Genomic DNA, 23,677 nt, shown 5'->3' with positions numbered 1-23,677 from the left:
GTCGAAGTTATCAAATCACTTGCCGTACAACGAATTCTGTCGAATCAGATTTGTTCGCACCGGTCGGGGACTTCCGTCGATACCGACGGTCTTGTGTGCCCGTCAGGCTCGCGCTCCCGGCGTGGTCCGGAGTAGGGCAGTTGGCAACAGTTTTGGCACGGGTCTTTCGACCCCTGATTGAACCGTCACCCCCGGGGATAGACTCACGTTCAAGGGAATCGTGCCGAACAGGGAGCGTAGGGCCATGGCCATCATTGACTCGGACACTGAAGTCCGGACCTCGTACGAAGACGACATCGCCGCCACCCAGCGCTACATGGACGGCCCGCGGTTCGCCGGAATCACGCGTCTTTACACCGCTCGCCAGGTAGTGGAACAACGCGGCACCATCCCCACCGACTACATCGTGGCGCGCGAAGCGGCGGCCGCGTTCTACGACCGGCTGCGCGAACTGTTCGCCACCAAGAAGAGCATCACCACGTTCGGGCCCTACTCGCCCGGCCAGGCCGTGGCAATGAAGCGGATGGGCATCGAGGGCATCTACCTCGGCGGCTGGGCAACCTCGGCCAAGGGCTCCACCACCGAGGACCCCGGCCCGGACCTGGCGAGCTACCCGCTCAGCCAGGTGCCCGACGACGCCGCGGTACTGGTGCGCGCCCTGTTGACGGCCGACCGCAACCAGCAGTACCAGCGGCTGAACATGAGCGAGGCGCAGCGAGCCAGCACCCCCGCCTACGACTACCGCCCGTTCATCATCGCCGACGCGGACACCGGGCACGGCGGTGATCCGCACGTGCGCAACCTCGTCCGCCGCTTCGTCGAGGTGGGCGTCGCCGGCTACCACATCGAGGACCAGCGCCCGGGCACGAAGAAGTGCGGCCACCAGGGCGGCAAGGTCCTGGTGCCCTCCGACGAACAGATCAAGCGGCTCAACGCCGCTCGCTTCCAGCTCGACATCATGCGGGTGCCGGGGATCATCGTCGCGCGCACCGACGCCGAGGCGGCGAACCTGATCGACAGCCGCGCCGACGAGCGCGACCAGCCGTTCCTGCTCGGCGCCACCAACCTCAACATCCCGTCGTACAAGGCCTGTTTCCTGGCGATGCTTCGGCGTTTCTACGAGCTGGGCGTCAAGGAACTCAACGGCCATCTGCTCTACGCGCTGGCGGACTCGGAGTACGCCGTGGCCTCCGCGTGGCTCGAACGCCAGGGCATCCAGGGCTTGATCTCCGAGGCCGTCAACGCCCGTCGCGAGGACGGGCGGGATTCGATCGACGACCTCTTCGACCAGGTGGAGTCGCGATTCGTGGCCGCCTGGGAAGACGATGCCGGCCTGATGACCTACGGCGAGGCCGTCGCCGAGGTGCTCGAATTCGGCGAGAGCGAAGAGGACGAGCCCGTCGGCATGAGCCCGGCGGAGTGGCGGGAATTCGCCCAGCGCGCGTCGCTCTACGCCGCCCGGGAGAAGGCGAAGCAGCTGGGCGTGGACCCGCCGTGGGACTGCGAGCTGGCGAAGACGCCGGAGGGCTACTACCAGATCCGCGGCGGCATTCCCTACGCGATCGCCAAGTCGCTGGCCGCGGCGCCGTTCGCCGACATCCTCTGGATGGAGACCAAGACGGCCGATCTCGCCGACGCCCGGCAGTTCGCCGAGGCGATCCACGCCGAGTTTCCCGACCAGATGCTGGCCTACAACCTGTCCCCGTCGTTCAACTGGGACACCACCGGCATGACCGACGAGGAGATGAAGCGTTTCCCCGAGGAGCTCGGCAAGATGGGCTTCGTCTTCAACTTCATCACCTACGGCGGCCACCAGATTGACGGCGTCGCCGCCGAGGAGTTCGCGGCCTCCTTGAAACAGGACGGCATGCTGGCGCTGGCTCGCCTGCAGCGCAAGATGCGCCTGGTGGAGTCGCCGTATCGGACGCCGCAGACACTGGTCGGTGGGCCGCGCAGCGACGCGGCGCTGCAGGCGTCCTCGGGGCGGACGGCGACCACCAAGGCGATGGGCAAGGGTTCGACCCAGCACCAGCACCTCGTGCAGACCGAGGTGCCCAAGAAGCTGCTGGAGGAGTGGCTGGCGCTGTGGAGCGAGCACTACCAGCTCGGCGAGAAGCTGCGCGTGCAGCTGCGGCCGCGGCGGCCCGGCTCGGACGTGCTGGTGCTGGGCATCCACGGCAACGGGGACGAACAGCTGGCCAACGTCGTGTTCGATCCGATCAAGGACCGGCACGGCCGCAGCATTCTGACGGTGCGCGACCAGAACACGTTCGCCGAGAAGCTGCGCCAGAAGCGGTTGATGACGCTGATCCACCTCTGGCTGGTGCACCGCTTCAAGGCCGACGCGGTTTATTACGTGACGCCCACCGAGGACAACCAGTACCAGACGTCGAAGATGAAGTCCCACGGCATCTTCAGCGAGGTGAATCAGGAGGTCGGCGAGATCATCGTCGCCGAGGTGAACCGTCCGCGCATCGAGGAACTGTTGAAGCCCGACCGCGTGGCGCTGCGGAAGCTGATCACCAAGGAAGACTGAGGAGCGGCCCCCGGGCGGGACGGGTGCGCCAAGTGGCCGGGCGGGCTATCCAATTTACGAATAAGAAAATTTCTTACCGCGGCTTAATCGGAATCCCGCATAGCAACAGTTGTCCGCGGATACGATTTGATTCGCCGATGGTCCATTAGCCCGAGATGGGCCATCGGCCCCAACCGCGCCTCGGTCCCACGCGCGAACCGTTCTTCGCGTTCCTCGTTTCTGCTCCAGCCCGATTTCGCTGCGTGTCCGGTCTCGACTGCTTGTCGAACCGTCTTCCCGCTGGCCCATCCCGGTGATGGGCCAGCGGCGTTTCTCGGCTTCGAAGAGCCTGTGGCGCATCCGGTTTGCCCGAGCGTGCGCCGGGGTAGGGACAAGGGGACCAGTTGCACGTGGTGCAAGTGGGGATTGGGGACTTCGAGATGAGATCTGCAGCCAGAAACTCGGTCGCGCTCTTCGGCGGTGCGGCCATGCTTGTGCTCGCGGTCGGATGCGGCGGCGGCAACAAGGGGACCAACAACACCACCACCACGCCGACGACCACGCCGTCGTCCAGCGTTGCGCCGTCCACCCCCGGCGGGGGCGGCGGCACCACGGGCGGCCCCACGGGCGGTGGGGGACCGGGCGGCGGTGGCGGCGGCGTCCCCGGGGGCCCCACCGGCGGTGGCGGCCCGGGCGGCGGTGGCGGCGGCGTCCCCGGCGGCCCCACGGGTGGTGGCGGCCCGGGCGGCGGTGGCGGCAGCATCCCCGGTGTCGGGGGTGGCGGCGGCGGCCCGGGTGGCGGCGGCGGTTGCGTCGGCAACGTCTGCGGCGGCTACTGACATCTCGCCGAACCGGCGCCGACCGCACCACAACACGGACTTGTTCCCCTAGTCGGCGGGGCTGGGATCACCCGGCCCCGCCGGCTGAAAATTCCCGCCAAACGAGCGTTCTGGCGTGACGGCCTAGGCCGGACACTGCATTCGAGTTATGGTTCTGGCCAACTCGGCTGCAAGGGGACTTCGATGGCGAAGCTCAGGTTTGGATACTTCATCGCGCCGTTCCATCGGGCCGGCACGAACCCGACGCTGGCGCTGCAGCGCGACCTCGCCTTCATCGAGCACCTCGACGCCCTCGGCTTCGACGAAGTGTGGCTGGGCGAGCACCACTCGGCGGGCAGCGAGATCATCAGTTCGCCGGAGGTCTTCATCGCCGCGGCGGCCGAGCGCGCCAAGCGCATTCGCTTTGGCACGGGGGTCATTTCGCTCTCTTACCACAACCCGCTGTGGGTTGCCGACCGGCTGATGCTGCTGGATCACCTGACCCACGGCAGGATCATCGGCGGTGTGGGTCCCGGCTCGCTGCCCAGCGACTCGTCGATGATCGGGCTCACCCCGACCGACACGCGCGAACTGCTCGAAACCAACCTCGACATCGTCGTCCGCCTGCTCGCCGGCGAAACCGTGAGCGCCAAGACGGCCACGCACCAACTGTTCGACGCCAAGCTGCAGCTCGCCCCGTATTCCGACGGCGGGATCCCGCTGTCGGTGGCCGCGGTCGCGTCACCGACGGGCGCCCGGCTGGCGGGCAGGCATGGCATCGGCCTGCTGTCCATCGGCGCGACGCTGACCGTTGAGGGTTTCAACGCGCTGTCTTATCACTGGGGCATCGTCGAGGAGCGCGCGGCGGCGTTCGGCGCGCAGGTCGACCGCAAGAACTGGAGCCTGGTCGGCCTGTTCCACCTCGCCGAAACGGACAAGCAGGCGCGCGAAGAGGTCAAGTTCGGCATCGAGCCGTGGTTCCGGTACTTCCAGAAGGTGGCCGCGTTCCCGCAGATGACAATGCCCGGCGAGCAGCTCGACGAAATGATCGACGTCATCAACGACAACGGGGCGGGCGTGATCGGCACGCCGGAGCGCGGGCGGGAACAGGTGCAGCGGCTGTGGGATCAATCCGGCGGATTCGGCTGCATGCTGCAGATGGGCCACGAGTGGGCCAACCCGGCCGCCACCAGACGGTCCGCCGAACTGTTCGCCGCCGAGGTCATGCCCCATTTCCAAGGGCAGGCACAGCCGACGCTGGATGCAGCCGCGCGCGCCGGACAGGCCCGGGACAGCCTCGCGCAATCTCAGTTGGATGCGGTCGCGCACATGACCAAGAAGTACCAGGACGAAGTCGACTCCAAGTAGCGCTGCGATTCTTCATATTGCGGCGATAGCCGCTTCCCAGCTGGCTGCTAGGGTCCCGGCGCACAACTGTGGGATGACCACCACCCTTCACCATTCCAGGCGCCGGATTACGCGGCTTTTCTTCGCGGCGGCCGCGGCCGTCGCCCTGCTGACCTTCGACGCGGCGCAGGCGTCGGCGCGTCCAACCGACGCGACGGCGTTCCCGCAGACCCCGCCCACCCTTTCCGGCGGGAGCGGTTTTGCCGCCGATGACGGCGACGACGAGGCTCAACTGCAGCAGCAGCTCGCTCAACAGCAGCTGCAGCAGTCCATGCAGCAGGCCGAACAGCAAAACGAAGAGGCGCAGCAGCAGTTCGAACAGGGCATGCAGCAGGCTCAGCTCGACGAGCAGCAGGCCAACAACCCGTAGCTGGCGCTAGCGCTGGGCTTTCGACTCGCGCTCGGCCGTCTCCACCAGCCGACGCGCGAAGAACCGGACCGCGCCACCCATCGCGGCCCGCATCAGCGGACCCGTCCCGCGGACGCCCTCGACGAACGAGCCGGTCCAGCGGATGTCGGTGCCGCCGGCCGGGTTCGGCGTCAGGACCACCTCGCTGACGTAGTCCTTGATCGGGTTCGACGGCGCGATCAGCTTGTAGACGTGCCGCCGGTCCGGCTCGTATTCGACGGTTTCCTCCTGCACGAGCACCGGCCACATCCCGAGCTTGCGGACCGCCCCGACCCCGCCCGGCGCCGGATCACCCTGCCGCGCCCAACTCGAGTGCACGACGATGGGCTTGGCCCACTTCGACCAGTTCGCGCCGTCGGTCACGAGGCGGAACAGCGTCGCGGCGGGCGCGGCGCTGGCACGGGTGACCTCGAACGAATACGTCCTGCCTGACATGAGCCACTCCCCGGAAATCCGTCGCCGGCCCTGCCGGCCGCTCGCGCGTAGGCTACCGCACCCCAAGCATGACCCGCAGGCCCTTGCCGAGGCGCTGGGAAACCCTGGATGCAGCTCGCGGATTCGCTTCTCAGACAACGTCCTTCGCGCGAGCGGCGTGCCGATGATCACGTTCACGCACCACGGGTTGCCGCGTCGCCTTGCCTACAGTGGGTTCATGGAGTCCGGTTCCGGGCAGCGCGCCCAAGGTGTCCCCCGCATGCTCAAGATCGAGGACTGCCTGGATGCCGACGGCAACATCATGCCGCCGCCGGACGTCACGCTGATCTCCCTCATCGACCGCAACATCGCGAACGTCGGTGACGCCGTGGCGTACCGCTTCCTGGACTACAACCGCTCGGCCGACGGGGTGGCCGAAGAGGTGACGTGGAACCAGTTCGGTATCCGGCTGGAAGCCATCGGCGCGCGCGTGCAGGAGGCCGCCGGCCCCGGCGAGCGGGTCGCCGTCCTGGCGCCGCAGAGCCTGGACTATGTGATGGGCTTCTACGCGGCGGTCAAAGCCGGGGCCATCGCGGTGCCGCTGTTCGCGCCCGAGCTGCCCGGCCATGCCGAACGCCTGGACACCGCCCTGCGTGATTCGCGGCCGACGGCCGTGTTGACGACGGCTGCGGCCAGGGCAGCGGTCGAAGATTTTCTGAGCGGGCTGCCGCTGCACCGGCCGCGGGTCATCGTCATCGACGAGATACCCGACTCGGCGCGGGAATCGTTCACCCCCACCGAACTCCGCCACGACGACGTCTCCCACCTGCAGTACACGTCGGGTTCGACGCGGCCCCCGGTCGGCGTCGAGATCACCCACCGGGCGGTGGGCACCAACCTCGTGCAGATGATCCTGTCGATCGACCTGCTGGACCGCAACACCCACGGTGTGAGCTGGCTGCCGCTGTACCACGACATGGGCCTGTCGATGATCGGCTTCCCGGCGGTGTACGGGGGACACTCCACGCTGATGTCTCCCGCGGCGTTCGTGCGCAGACCGCAACGGTGGATCAAAGCCCTGTCGGCCGAGGCGGGGCGGGCGGTCACCGCGGCGCCCAACTTCGCCTACGAATGGACTGCCCAACGGGGCTCGCCCGCGCCGGGTGACGCCGTCGACCTGAGCAACGTGGTGCTGATCATCGGATCCGAACCGGTCAGCATCGACGCGATCAGCGCTTTCAACAAGGCGTTCGGTCCCTACGGTCTACCCCCGACGGCCTTCAAGCCTTCCTACGGCATCGCGGAGGCGACCCTGTTCGTCGCGACGATCGCGCCAGAAGCGGAGGCGACGCCGGCCTATTTCGACCGCGAGGAACTGGGCGCCGGTCGCGCCGTGCGGGTGGCGGCGGACGACCCGAACGCGGTCACGCAGGTGTCCTGCGGCCAGGTAGGCCGCAGCGAGTGGGCCGTCATTGTCGACCCGGACAGCGGCGCCGAACTGCCCGACGGTCGCGTCGGCGAGATCTGGGTGCAGGGCAACAACGTCGGCCGCGGCTACTGGGGGTTGCCCGACGACACCCGCCGAGCGTTCGGCGGTCGGCTGCACACCCGGTTGGCCGAAGGCAGTCACGCGGCGGGCTCGGCCGTCGACCGGGCGTGGCTGCGGACGGGGGACCTGGGCACCTATCTCGACGGCGAGCTGTACGTCACCGGCCGGATCGCCGACATGGTCACCGTCGCAGGCCGCAACCACTACCCGCAGCACATCGAGGCCACCGTCGCCGAAGCGTCTCCGCTCGTCCGGCGTGGCTATGTAACGGCTTTCGCCGTGCCGGACGGGGAGTCCGATCAACAGCTGGTGATCATTGCCGAGCGCGCGACGGGCACCAGCCGAGCCGATCCGCAACCGGCGATCGAGGCCATCCGGGCCGCCGTCATGCGCCGCCACGGGCTGCCGGTCGCCGACATTTGTTTCCTGCCGGCCGGGGCCATCCCGCGCACCACCAGCGGCAAGCTGGCTCGCCGGGCCTGCCGCGACCAGTACCTGAGCGGCGGCCTGGGCGCACACTGAATCGGGCGGACGGCTCGCGACGCCCTCGGCGTGCGACCACCGACGTGACCACCCCGCGGGTGGCATCCTGGCCGTGTGGGTTTGCTCATCCGGCTGGCGGAGCTGTTGATCGTGATCCTGCCCCTGGTGGGTGCCGCCGTCGCCGTGGTCCGCTCGTTCGGCGCCAACCGGCGCGCGGCCGAGCAAGCACCGGTCGTCGACCGGGCGGAAACGCCGCCGGATGCCGGCGACAACCACGTCGCGCAGTGGCAGTCGTTACGCCGGGTTCTCGAGGAGCACAGGCGCACCGACTCGCGATGGCTCGACTATGAACTCGACATCGCCAAGCTCCTGGACTTCCCGCTGATGACGGACATGCGCGATCCGTTGACGGTCGCCTTCCACAAGGCCAAGCTGCGCGCCGATTTCCTGCGCCCGGTCAAAGCCGAAGACCTGGTCGACGACCGGGAGGCCGCCGCGCAATACCGAGCCGCAGTCGAGGATTATGTGACCGCCTTCAACACCGCGGAGGTCGAGGCGAAGCGCAGGCGGCGCAGCGACTTCTCCCGCGCGGACCAGCAGCGAATCGCGCGCGGGCAGAACCTGCTGCGAGTGGCGTCGGACCCCGCCGCGGCACCACAGGAACGCCGGCGCGCCTACGAGTTGGCGCGTCAGGAACTGGAGGGCCTCGTCGTCTTTCCGGCCACCACGCAAGCCGCCATCGAGCGCACGGTCTTCGGTGAGCTGGAGGGATGACCGCGACGCCCGACCCGCCGGTCGCCGAACCCGGCGGGAACCCACCTCTCGCGGGTTTTACCGTCACGCCGCCGCCGCTCGGCGGTCCCGTCACCTTCGATCAGCGCTGGCGTGACCTGACCTTCATCCATTGGCCGGTCCGGCCCGACACCGTCGAAACGATGTATCCGCCCGGCACCCGCCCCGACGTCTTCTCCGACGGGATGACCTACGTCGGGCTGGTCCCGTTCGTCATGGACCGCACCAAAGTCGGCTCCTCCCTTCCTCTTCCGTACTTCGGCAGCTTCCCGGAGACCAACGTACGGCTCTATTCCGTCGACAATTCCGGCCGGCACGGCGTGCTGTTCCGGTCGCTGGAAACGGCTCGGCTGGCGGTCGTGCCCGCCGTCCGGGCCAGCCTCGGCGTGCACTACACCTGGGCGAGGATGCGGACGAGCCGGCACGGCGACCGCGTCACGTACCACAGCGTTCGCCGGTGGCCCCGGCGCGGCCTGCGCAGCAGCATCGAGATCACCGTCGGCGGCCCGGTGGACCCGACGGCGCTGGAGGTCTGGCTCACCGCCCGGTGGGGCGCACACACCCGCAAGGCCGGCCGAACGTGGTGGATACCGAACGAGCACGAACCCTGGCCGTTGCGCGCGGCCCAGGTCGTCGCGCTGGACGACGAGCTGGTGGCGGCCAGCATGGTGCGGCCCGCCGGCGAGCGCTTGCGCGCGCTCTTCTCACCGGGTGTGCGAACGCGGTTCGGCCGCCGCGTCGTCGTCGCATGACCTACGGGCAGGTGTAGCCACCGTCGATGACGAGGTCGGATCCGGTCATGTAACTGGAGGCCTCGCCGGCCAGGTAGAGGTAGAGGCCGGTGAGTTCCTCGGGGCGGCCGATCCGGCCGAGCGGGATCTTCGGTTCCCACAGCCGGTGGTACTCCGTCATGGGCTCGACGAGCTCGGTGAGGATGTAACCGGGGCTGACGCTGTTGACCCGGATGTTGTGCGGTGCCAACTCCACGGCCATGGCCTTGGTCAGGTGGATCACCGCCGCTTTCGACGCGCAGTAGTGACCCACCTGCTGCGGGATGTTGATGATGTGGCCGGACATCGAGGCCGTGGTGATGATGCTGCCGCCGAGCCCCTGCCGGACCATAGCCCTGGCCGCGGCCTGGGCGGTCAGGAAAACGCCTGTCACGTTGGTGCTTTGGATGCGTTCGAACTCCTCCGGGGACATGTCCAGCATTCCAGTCACGGTGATGATGCCGGCGTTGCAGACGGCGATGTCGACCCCGCCCAACTCCGCGGTCATCCGGTCCAGCATCGCGGTCACCTGCTCGGGCTGGGTCACGTCGCAGGGGATGGGTAAAACCTTGCCCTCGCCGTCCGCCGCGATCTCGCGGGCCACCTCTGCCAAACCCTCGGCGCGCCGCGCGGCGATCGCCACGTCGGCACCGGCCTGGAGATACGCCTGCGCCACCTTCTTGCCGATGCCGCTGGATGCCCCGGTGACCAACGCCCGTTTGCCGCGCAGATCAAACAACTTCAAGACGTTCATGCGGGATCCCTATCCAGAGGAGCGACTTATAACCGAAACACGTTCTAGTGTGTCCGCCATGGGCAAATTCACCAGGGCAGAAATCGAGCAAGCGGTCGAGAACTACACGCGGGTGGTGGAGGGGTGCAGCGCCTCGGGCGACTGGCGTCCGTTCGCTGATCTCTTCACCGAGGACGTCGTCTACACCGAGCATCACTACGGAGTGTTCCACGGCCGCGAGGCGGTGCGGGACTGGATCGTCGCCGTCATGGCGCCGTTCCCGCACATGCGATTTCCGTCCGACTGGACTGCCTACGACGAGGACAACGACGCCGTGGTGGTGATGATCAAGAATCTGCTCGACCACCCGACCGATCCCAAAGGTGAGCCCTTCTGGTTTCCGAACTGGACCCGGCTGGTCTACGCCGGCAACGGCTTGTTCTCCAGCGAGGAGGACATCTACAACCCCAACCGCGACGCGCCCGGCGTGGTGACGGCCTGGCTGCAGGCGGGGGGACGGCTGGCGTCCGACGAAATCCTGCAGCCGGGCTAACTCGTCACCGGATGTCCCGCCCGTCGGCGTGACCGGACGGCCGCCAGCGCCTGCTCCCACGCCAGCATCGTGGCGGCCTTCATGTTGGCCGGCTTCACACTGTCCCTGGACAGCAGCGCGGTGGCCGCCGCCTTGGTGGCCGTCGACGCCTTCGACAGATGGCCGCAGTCGAAAGGCGGCTGCGGGTCGTATTCGATGGCCAGCTGGATGGCCTTGGCGCGGCCCTCGCCGCCGATCTCCGCGGCGAGCCACAGCGCCAGGTCGAGTCCCGCCGACACCCCCGCACACGTGACGACGTTGCCTTGGCGCACGATCCGCTCGTCGCCCACCGGCACCGCGCCGAATGCCTTCAGGGCGGCAACGGTCAGCCAGTGCGACGTCGCGCGGCGGCCCTCGAGAAGACCGGCGGCCGCCAGGATCACCGACCCCGAACACACCGACGTCATCCACGCGGCGTTTCGATGCGCCTGGCGTAGCCAGTCCAGCAGCACCTCATCGCGCGCATGCACCGGTGTCGACGGGCCACCGGGGACCAGAACCACGTCCGGCGAGGGCGTTTCGGCCAGCGAATGGGTGGCGCCGATGACCAGCACGCCGGAGTCGGCGGTGATGGGGCCCGCCTCGTGCCAGACGAATCGCACCTCGGCGTCCGGCAGGTTGCGCAGCACCTCGTATGGGCCAATCATGTCGAGCGCGGTGAACCCCGGATAGCTCACGATCGCTATTTCGGTCATGGGTGTCGTTCTTTCCTGTTAGGCGAAAGCCTTGCGGTACTGGTCCGGCGGAATGCCGACCCGACGAAGGAAGTTGCGCCGCATGGTCTCCGCGGTGCCGAAGCCACAGCGGGTGGCGATGGCGACGACGGTGTCGTCGGTCTCTTCCAACTGCCGGCGCGCGGCTTCGGTGCGAATCCGCTCGACGTACTGGCCGGGTGCCTCGCCGACCTCGGCGGTGAACACGCGGGTGAAGTGCCGCGGGCTCATCGCCGCGCGACGGGCCAGCTCGTCGATGCGGTGCTCGCCTCCGGGCTCGGCCTCGATCGCCTCCTGCACCGCGCGAATCGAGGTGCGTTTGGCCCGGGGCATCCATACCGGCGCCGCGAACTGTGTCTGCCCGCCGGGCCGACGCAGATACAGCACCAGCCAGCGCGCGACGGTCTGCGCGACCTCGGTGCCGTGGTCGTCCTCCACCAGCGAGAGCGCCAGGTCGATGCCCGCGGTGACACCCGCGGCGGTCCACACGGTGTCCGAGCTGCGGACGAAGATCGGATCCGGGTCCACGTCGATCGCGGGAAACTCGCGGGCCAGCCGCCCGGCGAATGCCCAGTGCGTGGTCGCGCGCTGCCCGTCCAGCAGCCCGGCCTCGGCCGCCAGGAACGCGCCCGTACAGACCGTGACGACGCGGCGGGCGGTCGCGGCGACGGCCCGGATCCAGCGGATCAGTTCGGCGTCCGACCGCGCGGCGTCGACACCGCCACCGCCCGGCAACACCACCGTGTCGATCTGTTCGCCGGGTTCGCCGAGATCCGGCAGCGGCGCCGCGACGAAGGCCAGCCCCGTCGGTGTGGTGATCGCCTGACCGCCGATGGAAGCCAGTGCGACGTCGTACCCGCCGCCGGTGAGCAGCGACGCGCTGGTGAAAACCTCGTGCGGTCCCACCACGTCGAGCGCCTGCACGCCGGGGAACCCGGCGATGACCACCCTGCGAGTCATGGACCTAAGTGTTCGGCACAGCCCGGCTTGGCGTCTAGGCCGCGCACCCCACCAATTAGGACACGGGGAGTTAGGACACGGGGACCTGGCCCGCAGGGGCCGCGACGGGCTTGGCAGACTGTGCGGCATGGCACAGATAACGTTGCGTGGAAACCCGATCAACACCGTCGGCGAGCTCCCTTCCGTCGGATCTCCGGCGCCGGCCTTCAGCCTGACGGGCGGCGATCTGTCGGAGGTCACTAGCGACCAGCTCGGCGGGAAGGCCTTGGTGCTCAACATCTTCCCGTCGGTGGACACCCCGGTATGTGCGACCAGCGTCCGCACATTCAACGAACGCGCCGCCGCCACCGGCGCCACGGTGGTGTGCGTGTCGAAAGACCTACCGTTCGCGTTCGCCCGGTTCTGCGGGGCGGAGGGCATCGACAACGTCAAGACGGGTTCGGCGTTCCGCAGCAGCTTCGGCGAGGACTTTGGCGTCACCATCAACGACGGCCCGATGGCCGGCCTGCTGGCCCGCGCGATCGTGGTGGTCGGCGCCGATGGCAAGGTCGCTTACACCGAGTTGGTGCCCGAGATCGCCCAGGAGCCCAACTACGACGCGGCGCTGGCCGCGGCGGGCTGACTCACCGCCAAGCCCGTTATCTGCGGGCTCGTGGCCGGGTTGCTCAGGTTGGGTGCGGGGCCGGTGTTCATGAGCCCCTCGGGTCGATGAGGTCACGAAAGCCGGCGGCGGGGTGCACGGACGCGCCGAGGCCCAGCACGCGTTCGCTCAGCCCCTTGTCCGACGTCACCACCCGTATGTCGTGCGGATGGGGATCGGCGCGCACGCGGCGGACGATTTCGTCGTCGGCCGAGTTGGCGGCCGGCCTGGGGGCATAGGCGATTTCGACCACGGACGTGGGGATGACGGTCGAGGGCGGCCGCTCGAACACGACCGTGACGTCGTCCTCCCCGGCGGCGGCCCATCGCTCGAGGCTGTCGACCAGTGCGGCCATGGCGCGGCGGCGGTCCTTCCACCAGCCGTCCGGACGGCTCCCGATCACGTTCATGCCGTCCACGATCCACCGCACGGTCCCTACGGTAGGGCGACATTTCACCGTGCCGCCCATCGACCCGCACTCCGCGACCCGCGAATGCATCCTTTCGACGCTGACCGGTTGGTACGGTCACCGATATCAGTTGCCCGCTGATGCCGTCGCAACGATGGGACAGGTCAATGACGTCGATAGCCCCCACCGATGACCGGGTCGTCTCGTTGGCCCGCGGCATGCGGGAGCTGGTGCTCGCCGAAGCCGCCGAATCCGAGCGGGCCCGCACGCTGACGCCGGCAATCGTCGACCAGATGTGGGCGACCGGGCTGATGCCCGCGTTCAACCCGGTCGAGGCCGGCGGGGTCGAGCCCTCGTTCACCGAAATGATCGAGACCTGGATCGAAATGGCTTGGCAAGACGGCTCATTCGGTTGGGTGGGCATCGCCAACCTGCCCTCCTCGTTCGCCGCGGCGGCGTATTTGCCCGACGAGGGTTTCGCGGAGGTGTTCACCGCCCACGACAACCGTGTCACGATGGGCGGCCAATTCTTCCCCAACGGGCAGGGGGCCGCAGTCGACGGTGGCTACCTGGTGAGCGGGTCGTGGAATTTCGGTTCGGGCATCGGACACTCCCAGTACGTCGCGGCCGGGTTCCTGCCGATGGACGACGGTGAAATGCGCTGGATCAGTGAGGGCATCCCCGAAATGCGGGTCGCGGTGATTCCGCGGGAGCAGATCAGCTTCAACGACGGCTGGTTTGTGCAGGGGCTCAAGGGGACTGGTTCCTACGACTACAGCACCCAAGAGGTCTTCGTGCCGGCGAGCCGCACCTTCGAGCTCTTCGTGCGTCAGCCGCATCGGGGGACGTCCCCGGCCACCCGGATGGGGCTGATGCCGGTCACCGCAGCGGGTCACGCGTCGTGGGCGCTCGGCGTCGCCAAGAGCATGCTGGACGACGTCCAAGAGCTGGCGGCGACGAAGTTCCGAATGAGCGACATGGCGTCGCTGGCCAGCCGACCCACGTTCCAGAAGGGGCTGGCGCACCATCGCGCGGCGTGGCGGGCCGCGCGCCTGCTGGTGCTCGACGCGTTCACCACCGCGGAGGCCGCGGTCGCCGCGGGGGAGGACCTGACGCCCACGTTGCGCGCGGACATGCGGGTGGCGGCGGTCTATGCGACCGACACTGCCCGCGGCTGCGCCGAGTGGGCCCACCTGGTCGCGGGCACAAGTTCGATCCGGGAGGGCAGCCGGCTCGAGCGCGCCTTCCGCGACATCTACACCGGCACGCAGCACGCGTTCATCAGCGAGAAAGTTGCCATCGACGTGGCGCAGATCTGGCTCGGCATCATCGAAGACCAGCCGGGGCTGTAACGGGCCGCGACTAAGCCAGCCGCTCGCCCGGCGGTTGGCCGTCGACGTCGCAGTGGTCATTGCCCTCGCCCGACGTCACGCCCGACCGAGCGAGCTGTTCCTGAGCGGCGCTCCGGCCGGGACCAAGTCTGTCGTCGGCGTCGAGGCCGCCGCTTTGTTCGCGCGCCGCCACCCCGGGACAACACCTGAGCACAACGCGCAAAACCGATGAATCGTCGCTTATTCCGTCTATCGACCACAAGCGCGACTTCGCCGTCGGCGCGCCGTAGGTTCAATTCCAGCAACAACCGAATAGGCCACAGGAACGCATCGAAACATGTGTGCGGACAACGCTTTTCCTTCTCGCGGCGACGGTGGCACCACACAGAAAAGGATCGAGAAATGATCACGCTGGGCAAGATCACCGGATGGCAGCCGTCGGCCGGTCCCGTCACCACCTGGATGGCGTCATCCGCGGCGCACGAAGCGGCCCGGAACGCGCGGCGCAGTGATCTACCACCGAGCTACCAGCGGGCTCAGCACCTGAAGGCCGCCTACGACGGCAAGGCGGCGGGCGTCCAGCTTCCCCGGCTGATGGTCGTGGCGTGGGACATCCCCGGTGTCTGCGACATCCCCGCCATGACGGCGACGATCAACGCGCATGTCCGGCGCAACGACGCCTACCACGACTGGTTCGAATTCGACGCCGGGACCTTCGTCCGCCGGTCCGTCGACCCCGCCGAGATCGACCTCGTTCCGACGGAATCCGGGCACATGGACGCCGATCAGATCCGCGCCCACGTCCTGACGACGACGCCGGCGACGCTCGAGTGGGATTGCTTCACCTTCGGCATCGTCCAGCACGCCGACCACTTCTCGTTCTACGCCAGCGTCGACCATCTGCACATAGACGGCGTGTCCGCCGGCCTGATCTTTTTCGACATCCAGCTGACCTACCGGTCGATGACCGAAACCACCGACCTGCCCGGCGTTTTCCCGCAGATCGCCAGCTACCGCAGCTACGGGCTGCGGCAGCACGAGAAGCTGGCGGGCCTGACCGCGGCGTCCCCGGAGGTCGAGCAGTGGATGGAGTTCGCACGCGACACCGCGGGCGAGTGGCCGAGCTTCCCGCTGCCCCTGGGTGACACCGAAGCCGGGAACTGCGCCGACAAGAAGGGCGACTTTTTGACCTTCGACCTGTTGGACGCCGCCGAGACAGAGTCCTTCGACACCGCCTGCCGCGCGGCCGGCGCCCGATTCAGCGGGGGGGTACTGGCGTGCGCGGCGCTGGCCGAGCGCGAGCTGACGGGCAAGGATACGTATCACGGCTTCACGCCATATGACACGCGCACTGCGGGCGTCGACTCGATGACCGTGGGCTGGTTCGCGACCCTGATTCCCGTCACCGTGCCGACCGGGACCGGCTCGTTTCCCGAGGCGGCGCACGCCGCGCAGCGATCGTTCGACGGCGCAAAGCCTCTCGCCGCCGTGCCCGTGCAACGAGCCCTCGAGTTGGCCGACCCGGATCACCTCGAGGTCGCGCCGCCCACCAACCGGGCAATGATGGTGTCCTTCATCGACTTCCGCGCGATTCCGGCCTGCGACCTGTTGGACGAGGCCAACTTCGGCACCTACGCCGACAACCTGTCGCACGGTGGGATCAACATGTGGATCAACCGTCACGCCGACAAGACCACCGCGACGATCTCCTTTCCGGACAACCCCGAGGCGCACGCATCGGTGCATCGCTACATCGCGGCGTTGGCCCGGGCGTTCGCGGCCGCCGTCAAGACCACCGCCGACTGGGTGAATGCCGTTGTGGACCACGCGAACTCGTGCTGCAACAGCGCCGTCGGCGCGTGAGAAACGAAAGGACTGTGAGGAAAATGAACAACGTACTCGACCTGGTCGACCACACCTTCTTCCGCGTGGAGCGTTCCGCCGGCATGACCAATGTGATCCAGTGCATGTGGATGTACGAGCACGGGATAGACATCGACGGTCTGCGCCGGTTTCACCAGCACCTGCAGCAGGGTCGGCTATCAAGGAGTGTCGAGCGCTCGCCGTTGCCGTTCGGCCGACACCGCTGGGTCACCCCCAACGCCCAGCCCGAGCTTCAGATCGTCGAAACCCCGCGTCCGCGTGCGGAGTTCGACGCCTGGTGCGACGAGCAGACCAATACCGCACTGGACGCCGAATTCGGTCCCGGATGGCACCTCGCGGTGCTCCCGTTCACCGAGGGCGGCGCCGGGGTGAGCCTGGTCGCCTCGCACTGCCTCACCGACGCCGTCGGGCTGTACCAGGCGTTGGCGGATGCTGCGGACGGCCACGACAACGGGGGCCTTTGGCCCGCCGCCGGTTCGCGCCGGCGGTTACGGGCGCTGTGCGAGGACGCCTGCCAGACCACACGCGACATCCCCGCCATCGGCCGGGCCGCCGTCGCAGCCGCACAATTCATCCGGCGCAACCACGACCACACCGCGCCGGCGCGCGCACCGATGACGGCGAACGACGAAAGCATCACGCCCGCGACGGCGACGGTCTTCGTCGACGCCGACGAATGGGACGCCCGCGCTCGGACTCTCGGGGGGACCACCAACAGCCTGTTCCTTGCGTTGGCCGCGCGCCTCGCCCAGCGGGTGGGACGCGTCACCGCCGACGGCACGGTCGAAATGACGATGGCCGTCAACGAGCGCACCGGCGGTGACACCCGCGCCAATGCGATCACCAACGTCGACTTCACGGTCGACCCCGCACCGGCAACGGCCGACCTGCGCGCGATCCGCGCCGCCACAAAACGGGCGCTGATCCGCTCGAAGGACGAGCCCGACGTGCGGTGGACGCTGCTGCCCTTGGTTCCCCTGGTGCCCGAGCGACTCGGCAAGCAATGGGTCGGCGCCGCCACGAACAGCGCGGCCACCGTCGGGTCGTCAAACATCGGCTTGGTCGACCCGGCCGCCAATCGGCCGGACGGCTCCGGCGCCGACCACTTCGCCATGCGTTCTCTGCCCGCGGGCATGACCAAGGGCATGGTGCATCAGCTCGGCGGGCTGCTGTCCCTGCTCGGGGGAATCGCCAACGGGCGGCTCTTCGTCTCTGTGGTTGCGAGCCCGTCGCCCGAAGCGGGTTCGAATGATGAGCTACGGCAGCACGTTTCGAGCGTCCTTCGCGAATTCTCGCTCTCGTCGGCTATCGGTTGGCCATGCACCGAGCCGGCCGGCCGGTGAGCACAATGCGCAAAAGGAGGGGATTGCGGCTATCGCCGGCTATGGCTCACAAGCACGACAGGTAACCGCTCCGCGCCATACCTTCGGTTTCGGATAGAAAAGTAAAGGACTCAAACCATGAACACCACACTGGATCTGGTAGACCAGACCTTTTTTCGCCTCGGGGAAGCCGCGGGAGTCGGTCAGAACGTCTGGGTGTACAACCGCGCGATCGATATCGATGGTCTGCGCCGGTTCCATCAGCATCTTCAGCAGGGTCGGTTAGCGCGTCGCATCGAACGCTCACCCCTGCGGTTCGGCCGGCATCGCTGGGTCACGCCGAGCGATCGCAACGAGCTCGAGATCGCGACCCCTCGGCCCCGCGAAGATCTCGATGCCTGGCTGTGCGAGCAGGCCAACATCCCGCTGGATGTCGAGCGCGGACCCGCATGGCACCTCGCGGTGCTGCCATTCATCGACGGCGGCGCGGCGGTGAGCTTCGTCGTCACCCATTGCCTCACCGACGGCATCGGGGGGTGCCTGGCCCTGGTGGAAGCGGCTTGCGGCTACGACCACCCGGTCGACTTGCCAGCCGCCGGGTCACGCCCCCGGGGTCGGGCACTGCGCGAGGACGCCCGGCAGGCCGCCCACGACATCCCCGCCATCCGGCGGGCCCTGGCCGCCGCGGTCGCCACGGCGCGATCGGCCCGTCGTGACCGCCGCAGCGCCGGGTCGGCCGTTGCGGCCCCTGCAACTCCGCCCGCACCGATCGCCGGGGCCGACGAAACCATCACGCTCCCAACGGCGGCGTTCTTTCTCGACGCGGACGAGTGGGACGCCCGCGCACAATCGCTTGGCGGGACCAGCAACACACTGCTTGCGGGAGTGGCGTCCCGGCTCGCCCAGCGAGTGGGCCGAGTGGGCGCGGATGGTTCGGTCGCGTTGGCGCTACCGGTGAGTGAGCGAACCGCCGACGATACCCGCGCCAACGCCGTCACGATGGTCGACATCACCATCGACCCGGCGACCGCGACAACGGACTTGCGCGAGATCCGCGGCGCAACCAAGCGAGCGCTGATCCGCCACCGGGAGATGCCCGACGAACGGCGCACACTGCTGCCGCTTGTACCCCTGCTCCCGCAGCGGCTGATCAAGCGGATGGTCGGCGTGGCCACCGGCGGCGCGAGCAACGTCGTTGTCGCATCCAACATCGGCGTGGCGCCCCCGGCGGCCAACCGGCCGGACGGCACAGACGCCGACTACGTCGCCCTGCTGTCCCGCTACCCGGGCCTGACCCGGGCGATGGTGGACCAGTTCGACGGGCTCATGGTGGTGCATTCCGCAACGGTGCACCGGCAGGTCTTCATCTCGGTTCTCGCGTACCAGCCGGGCCGACTGACCTCGAATGAGGATTTGCGACAGCATGTTTCGGGTGCCCTGAACGACTTCTCGCTCACCGCCACCACGGGCTGGAGCGCGATGAGCCAGCCGGCGGACGCGCGGTAGGCGGACGACACGCGCCCGCATCCGCGGGCGAGCACAATGCGCGAAACCGGGGAATCGTGGCTAAGTCCGACAATCGAGTACAAGCGCGACAGGGGAGCACTCGGCGCCATACGGTGAATTCACACGAGACAAAAGCGCTTTCGCCCCAGCGAATTCGGCACTGCGACAAGCGGAAAGGATCCGAACAAAAATGAGTAATGTACTCGATCTGTACGACCAGGCCTACGTCACCTTCGAGCGGGCGGTCGGAGCCACCTGCGCGTTGCAATGCGTCTGGGTGTACGACCGCGAGATCGACATCGACGGACTGCGGCGGTTCCATCACCGGCTGCAGCGCGGACGGTTGTCGAGGCGCATCGAGCGCTCCCCGTTGCCGTTCGGCCGCCATCGCTGGGTCGCCTCCGGCAGCCAGCCCGACCTCGAGATCGTCGAAATACCTCGCGCACGCGACGAATTCGACGGCTGGCTGGGCGAGCAGGCCAACACCCCGCTCGACGCCGAGCACGGACCCGGATGGCACCTCGCGGTGCTGCCGTTCACCGACGGCGGCGCCGGGGTGAGCCTGCTTGTCTCGCATTGCCTCATCGACGGCGTCGGGTTGTGCGAGGCATTGACCGAGGCGGTCTCCGGACAACACAACCCGAACAAGTGGCCCGCCGCCGCAGCACGCCCGTGGTCTCAGGCGCTGCGCGAGGACGTCCGCCAGACCGGACGCGATCTCCCTGGCATCGGCCGCGCCGTCGTCGCCGCAGTGCAATTCGCTCGACGTCACCGCCGCACTGCCGCGGCCGCCTCGGCGGCCATCGGGGATCCGGTCAAGCCGGCCGCGCCGGCCCCCGACGAAAACGCCGCCCTCTCAACGACAACGATTTTCCTGGATGCCGATCAGTGGGACGCCCGCGCGCGGGCGCTCGGCGGAACCAGCAACACCCTGATCACGGGCCTGGCGGCCCGTCTCGCCCAGCGGGTGGGACGGCTCACGGCGGACGGCTGGGCCACCCCGTCGATACCCGTCAACGAACGCACCGCCGGGGATACCCGCGCCAACGCCATCACCAACGTCGACATCACGGTCGACCCCGGGCTCGCGGCGACGGACCTGCGCGGGATCCGGGCCGCAACCAAGCAAGCGCTGATTCGCCATCGGGACGTGCCCGACGAGCGGTGGGCACTGTTGCCCCTCGTTCCACTGCTGCCTCAGCGGCTGGTGCGGCAATTGGTCGGCGTAGCCACCGGCGGTACCACCAACGTCGTCTCATCAAACCTCGGCGTCCTCGACCCTGCCGCCACCCGGCCGGACGGCACGAACGCCGACTACTTCGCCATGAAGTCGCTCTACCCGGGCGTGACAACGGCGGTGATGCGCCGCACAGGCGGGGTATTGGCGTTGCTCTCAGGACGAGTGCATCGACAGGTCTTCGTTTCGTTCCTTGCCTACCAGCCGGAGCGTCCGAACTCGACTGATGCGCTGCGCCAGGACATCTCAAGCATTCTGAGCGACTTCTCGCTCACCGCCACGATCGGCTGGCCGGGACCGGCACCATTCGCGCAGTCGGCGTAGGCAAGCCAGGAAGAAAAGGAGCTCAGGAAATGGACAACGTACTCGATCTGTTCGACCAGACGGTGTTTCTCGGCGAGCGGGCCACCGGAGCCACCAACCTGCTGCAGTGCGTGTGGATCTACAACCGCGCGATCGACCTCGACGGGCTGCGCCGGTTCCACCGCCACCTGGCGCAGAGCCGGTTATCCCGCCGAATCGAGCCGTCGCCCTTGCCGTTCGGTCGGCACCGCTGGATCGCGCCCACGGGCCAATCCGACCTGGAGATCGTCGCGTCGCCGCGTTCGCGCGACGAACTGGACGCCTGGCTTCAGGAGCAGGCCGACACTCCTGTTGACGCCGAGCGCGGACCCGGATGGCACCTCGCGGTGTTGCAGTTCATCGACGGCGGCGCGGCGGTGAGCTTGGTCATCTCGCACTGTCTCACCGACGGCGTCGGGTTGTGCGAGGCGTTGGCGGACGCGGCAACCGGACGCCACGACCCGATCACCTGGCCGGCAGCCGGGTCACGTGGGTGGTGGCGAGCTGTGCGTGAGGACGCCCGCCAAACCGCGCGCGACCTCCCCGGAATCGGCCGCGCCGTCGCGGCCGCGGCGCGAATGGCGCGCCGTAACAGCGCCAACGCCGCCGCGGCGCCCGTCTCCCAGGCGCCAGCCGGCACAGCCCGAACCGACGAACGCATCACGCTACCAACGGCGACCATCTTCGTCGACGCCGACGAATGGGAGGCGCGCGCAGCGTCATTGGGAGGGACCAGCAACACGATGCTCGCCGGGCTGGCTGCTCAGCTCGCTCAGCGAATCGGACGCGTCGCGGCAGACGGCTCGGTCGACGTGACAATGCCGGTCAACGAACGCACCCAGGGCGACACCCGCGCCAACGCCATCACCAATGTTGACTTCACCGTCGACCCGGCACCCGCGACCACGGATCTGAGCGAGATCCGGGCCGCCATCAAGCAAGCGCTGATCCGCTCCGCCGACGAAACCAACGTGCGGTGGCAGTTGCTGCACCTGGCTCCTCTGTTGCCGCAGTGGCTGGTCAGGCGATGCGTCGGCATCTCCGCCAACGGCGCGGCCAGCGTCATCTCATCCAACCTCGGTGTGGTCGACCCGGCCTCCCGCCGGCCGGACGGGACAGACGCCGACCACTTCGTCATGAAGCCCCTCGGCCCGGGCGTGACCAAGTCCGTCATGCACCGGCTGGGCGGCTTGCTGGTGTTGCTGTCGGGAAGAACGAACGGACGGGTCTTCGTCTCGGTCCTTGCCTATCAGCCGGGCCGTCCCAACTCGAATGACACTTTGGGACAGGACCTTTCGACAACGCTGCGCGACTTCGCGCTCACCGCCACGATCGGCTGGCCACGCCCGGTGTCAGCGGCCGGCCTGACGGCGTAGGGCAGCGACAAAGAAAAGGAGCCTGAGGAAAATGGACAACGTCATCGACCTGGTCGACCAGACCGCGTTTCTCGGCGAGCGAGCGACCGGAACCATCAATCTGTTGCAGAGCGTGTGGATCTACAACCACGGGATCGACCTCGACGGGCTGCGCCGGTTCCATCGGCACCTGCAGCGCGGACGGTTGTCCCGCCGCATCGAGCGGTCACGATTGCCGTTCGGCCGCCACCGCTGGGTCGCGCCCAGGGACCAGTCCGCGCTGGAAATCATTGAAACACCGCGCGCACGCGAAGAATTCGACGCCTGGGCCAGTGAGCAGGCCAACACCGGCCTGGATGCGGAGCACGGTCCCGGATGGCACCTCGCGGTGGTGCCGTTCACCGACGGCGGCGCCGGGGTGAGCTTCGTCATCTCACACAGCCTCATCGACGGCGTCGGATTGTGCGAGGCGTTGGCGGACGCGGCAACCGGGCGCCACGACCCGATCACCTGGCCGGCCGCCGGGTCTCGCCGACGGTGGCACGCCCTGGGTGAGGACGCCCGCCAAACCGCCCGCGACATCCCCGCCATCGGCCGCGCCGTCGCCGCAGCCGCAGCATACGCGACGCGTGGCACCCAGGCGCCCAGCGCGCCGCGTGCGCCGTTCACCGGACCGGACGAACGCGTTGATCTCCCGAAGGCGACGTTCTTCGTCGACGCCGACGAATGGGATGGCCGTGCGCACGCACTCGGGGGGACCAGCAACGCGCTCCTGGCGGGGTTGGCAGGTGGCCTGGCCCAGCGGCTGGGACGAGTCGCCGGGGACGGCCTGGCCACGTTAGCGATTCCCGTCAATAATCGCACCGACGGCGATACGCGCGCCAACGCCATCACCAGTGTCGACATCAGGGTCGACCCTGCGGGTGCGCCAGCGGATCTGCGCGAGATTCGCACCGCGATCAAGCAAGCGCTGGTCCGCCATCAAGAGGTTCCCGACGAACGACTGGCGCTGTTGCCGCTGGCTCCGCTGATGCCGCGGTGGCTCGTCAGGCGCATGGCCGGCGTGGCCCTCGGCGACGCGACGACCAGCGGGTCGTCCAACCTCGGTGCGGTCAACCCCGCCGCCAATCGGCCCGACGGCACGGATGCCGACTGCTTCGCCGTCAGGCTGCTCGTCCCGGGAGTGACCAAGGCGACGGTGCATCAGACCGGCGGACTGCTGGGGCTGCTCTCCGGAAGGGCGCACGGACGAGTTTTCGTCTCGGTCGTTGCGTACGGGGCGGGTCGCACGGATTCCAATGATGTTTTACGTCAGCATATTTCGAGCGTTCTACGAGACTTCTCGCTCACCGCCTCGATCGGCTGGCCATGCCGCCCACCGGCGCGAGCATAACGCGCAAAACCGCCAGATCGTCGGTAAATCCGACTATCGCTGACAAGCGCGACACGGGTGCCAGCACTTCCATAAGTTCGGTCTCGACAAGCAACACGCGGTA

General features: G+C 68.2%; 21 protein-coding genes. 16 read left to right on the top strand and 5 right to left on the bottom strand.

Annotated features, from left to right (window positions below; genetic code table 11):
* Positions 1-244 precede the first annotated feature (244 nt).
* From aceA to ACEL92_RS13155, 4 genes are all read left to right on the top strand, one after another.
* Entirely contained in the window at positions 245-2,536 is a 2,292-nt protein-coding gene (aceA, locus tag ACEL92_RS13170; RefSeq protein WP_374025970.1) for an isocitrate lyase ICL2, read from the top strand.
* Positions 2,537-2,955: 419 nt separating this feature from the next.
* On the top strand, positions 2,956-3,354 hold the full coding sequence (locus ACEL92_RS13165) for a hypothetical protein (protein ID WP_374025969.1): 399 nt from the start codon (positions 2,956-2,958) through the stop codon (positions 3,352-3,354).
* A gap of 183 nt (positions 3,355-3,537) precedes the next feature.
* The gene (locus ACEL92_RS13160; protein WP_374025968.1) at positions 3,538-4,701 is read left to right on the top strand and encodes an LLM class flavin-dependent oxidoreductase; all 1,164 of its coding nucleotides are present in this window, start codon (positions 3,538-3,540) and stop codon (positions 4,699-4,701) included.
* Positions 4,702-4,774: 73 nt separating this feature from the next.
* Positions 4,775-5,110, top strand: coding sequence for a hypothetical protein (locus tag ACEL92_RS13155; protein ID WP_374025967.1), 336 nt, complete (start codon positions 4,775-4,777; stop codon positions 5,108-5,110).
* A 6-nt stretch (positions 5,111-5,116) separates the two neighbouring features.
* Here the strand turns inward: ACEL92_RS13155 and ACEL92_RS13150 are convergent, their stop codons facing one another.
* Entirely contained in the window at positions 5,117-5,584 is a 468-nt protein-coding gene (locus ACEL92_RS13150; RefSeq protein ID WP_374025966.1) for an SRPBCC family protein, read from the bottom strand.
* A gap of 217 nt (positions 5,585-5,801) precedes the next feature.
* Between ACEL92_RS13150 and ACEL92_RS13145 the strand changes: the two genes are divergently transcribed.
* The 3 genes from ACEL92_RS13145 to ACEL92_RS13135 all read left to right on the top strand — a co-directional run bounded on the left by ACEL92_RS13145 (position 5,802) and on the right by ACEL92_RS13135 (position 9,139).
* A complete protein-coding gene (locus ACEL92_RS13145; protein WP_374025965.1) occupies positions 5,802-7,634 on the top strand; it encodes a fatty acyl-AMP ligase in 1,833 nt (610 codons plus the stop codon).
* A gap of 75 nt (positions 7,635-7,709) precedes the next feature.
* Complete coding sequence (locus tag ACEL92_RS13140; RefSeq protein WP_374025964.1) at positions 7,710-8,369, top strand: hypothetical protein; 660 nt, start codon at positions 7,710-7,712, stop codon at positions 8,367-8,369.
* Positions 8,366-9,139, top strand: a complete 774-nt coding sequence (locus ACEL92_RS13135; RefSeq protein WP_374025963.1) for a YqjF family protein — start codon at positions 8,366-8,368, stop codon at positions 9,137-9,139. The genes ACEL92_RS13140 and ACEL92_RS13135 overlap by 4 nt, the downstream gene beginning before the upstream one ends.
* 1 nt (position 9,140) lies before the next feature.
* Here ACEL92_RS13135 and ACEL92_RS13130 read toward each other — a convergent pair whose 3' ends face one another.
* Positions 9,141-9,911: an SDR family oxidoreductase gene (locus ACEL92_RS13130; RefSeq protein ID WP_374025962.1), complete on the bottom strand. Its 771-nt coding sequence runs from the start codon at positions 9,909-9,911 to the stop codon at positions 9,141-9,143.
* Positions 9,912-9,969: 58 nt separating this feature from the next.
* Between ACEL92_RS13130 and ACEL92_RS13125 the strand changes: the two genes are divergently transcribed.
* Positions 9,970-10,443: a nuclear transport factor 2 family protein gene (locus ACEL92_RS13125; RefSeq protein WP_374025961.1), complete on the top strand. Its 474-nt coding sequence runs from the start codon at positions 9,970-9,972 to the stop codon at positions 10,441-10,443.
* Here ACEL92_RS13125 and ACEL92_RS13120 read toward each other — a convergent pair.
* Positions 10,440-11,177, bottom strand: coding sequence for a DJ-1/PfpI family protein (locus tag ACEL92_RS13120; protein WP_374025960.1), 738 nt, complete (start codon positions 11,175-11,177; stop codon positions 10,440-10,442). The two genes, ACEL92_RS13125 and ACEL92_RS13120, sit on opposite strands and share 4 nt — an antisense overlap.
* An 18-nt stretch (positions 11,178-11,195) precedes the next feature.
* On the bottom strand, positions 11,196-12,155 hold the full coding sequence (locus tag ACEL92_RS13115) for a GlxA family transcriptional regulator (protein WP_374025959.1): 960 nt from the start codon (positions 12,153-12,155) through the stop codon (positions 11,196-11,198).
* A 127-nt stretch (positions 12,156-12,282) separates the two neighbouring features.
* Between ACEL92_RS13115 and tpx the strand changes: the two genes are divergently transcribed.
* The gene (tpx, locus tag ACEL92_RS13110; RefSeq protein WP_374025958.1) at positions 12,283-12,777 is read left to right on the top strand and encodes a thiol peroxidase; all 495 of its coding nucleotides are present in this window, start codon (positions 12,283-12,285) and stop codon (positions 12,775-12,777) included.
* A gap of 67 nt (positions 12,778-12,844) precedes the next feature.
* Here tpx and ACEL92_RS13105 read toward each other — a convergent pair whose 3' ends face one another.
* Entirely contained in the window at positions 12,845-13,225 is a 381-nt protein-coding gene (locus tag ACEL92_RS13105; protein WP_374025957.1) for an NYN domain-containing protein, read from the bottom strand.
* Between the two features lie 146 nt (positions 13,226-13,371).
* On the opposite strand from ACEL92_RS13105, the gene ACEL92_RS13100 reads away from it, so the two are divergent.
* The 7 genes from ACEL92_RS13100 to ACEL92_RS13070 all read left to right on the top strand — a co-directional run bounded on the left by ACEL92_RS13100 (position 13,372) and on the right by ACEL92_RS13070 (position 23,574).
* Positions 13,372-14,556: an acyl-CoA dehydrogenase family protein gene (locus tag ACEL92_RS13100; protein WP_374025956.1), complete on the top strand. Its 1,185-nt coding sequence runs from the start codon at positions 13,372-13,374 to the stop codon at positions 14,554-14,556.
* A 381-nt stretch (positions 14,557-14,937) separates the two neighbouring features.
* Positions 14,938-16,398, top strand: a complete 1,461-nt coding sequence (locus tag ACEL92_RS13095; protein WP_374025955.1) for a condensation domain-containing protein — start codon at positions 14,938-14,940, stop codon at positions 16,396-16,398.
* Positions 16,399-16,421: 23 nt separating this feature from the next.
* Positions 16,422-17,762 carry a hypothetical protein gene (locus ACEL92_RS13090; protein ID WP_374025954.1) on the top strand — a complete coding sequence of 447 codons (1,341 nt, stop codon included), beginning with the start codon at positions 16,422-16,424 and terminating at the stop codon, positions 17,760-17,762.
* 117 nt (positions 17,763-17,879) lie between these two features.
* Positions 17,880-19,247 carry a wax ester/triacylglycerol synthase domain-containing protein gene (locus ACEL92_RS13085; protein WP_374025953.1) on the top strand — a complete coding sequence of 456 codons (1,368 nt, stop codon included), beginning with the start codon at positions 17,880-17,882 and terminating at the stop codon, positions 19,245-19,247.
* A 190-nt stretch (positions 19,248-19,437) separates the two neighbouring features.
* Complete coding sequence (locus tag ACEL92_RS13080) at positions 19,438-20,808, top strand: wax ester/triacylglycerol synthase domain-containing protein (protein ID WP_374025952.1); 1,371 nt, start codon at positions 19,438-19,440, stop codon at positions 20,806-20,808.
* Positions 20,809-20,837: 29 nt separating this feature from the next.
* The gene (locus ACEL92_RS13075) at positions 20,838-22,202 is read left to right on the top strand and encodes a wax ester/triacylglycerol synthase domain-containing protein (protein ID WP_374025951.1); all 1,365 of its coding nucleotides are present in this window, start codon (positions 20,838-20,840) and stop codon (positions 22,200-22,202) included.
* Positions 22,203-22,233: 31 nt separating this feature from the next.
* Complete coding sequence (locus ACEL92_RS13070; RefSeq protein ID WP_374025950.1) at positions 22,234-23,574, top strand: hypothetical protein; 1,341 nt, start codon at positions 22,234-22,236, stop codon at positions 23,572-23,574.
* Positions 23,575-23,677: the final 103 nt, after the last annotated feature.

The sequence above is a fragment of the Mycobacterium hainanense genome (assembly GCF_041890355.1).
GTDB classification, from domain to species: Bacteria; Actinomycetota; Actinomycetes; order Mycobacteriales; family Mycobacteriaceae; genus Mycobacterium; species Mycobacterium hainanense.
This window is presented reverse-complemented; position numbering and strand designations above follow the sequence as displayed.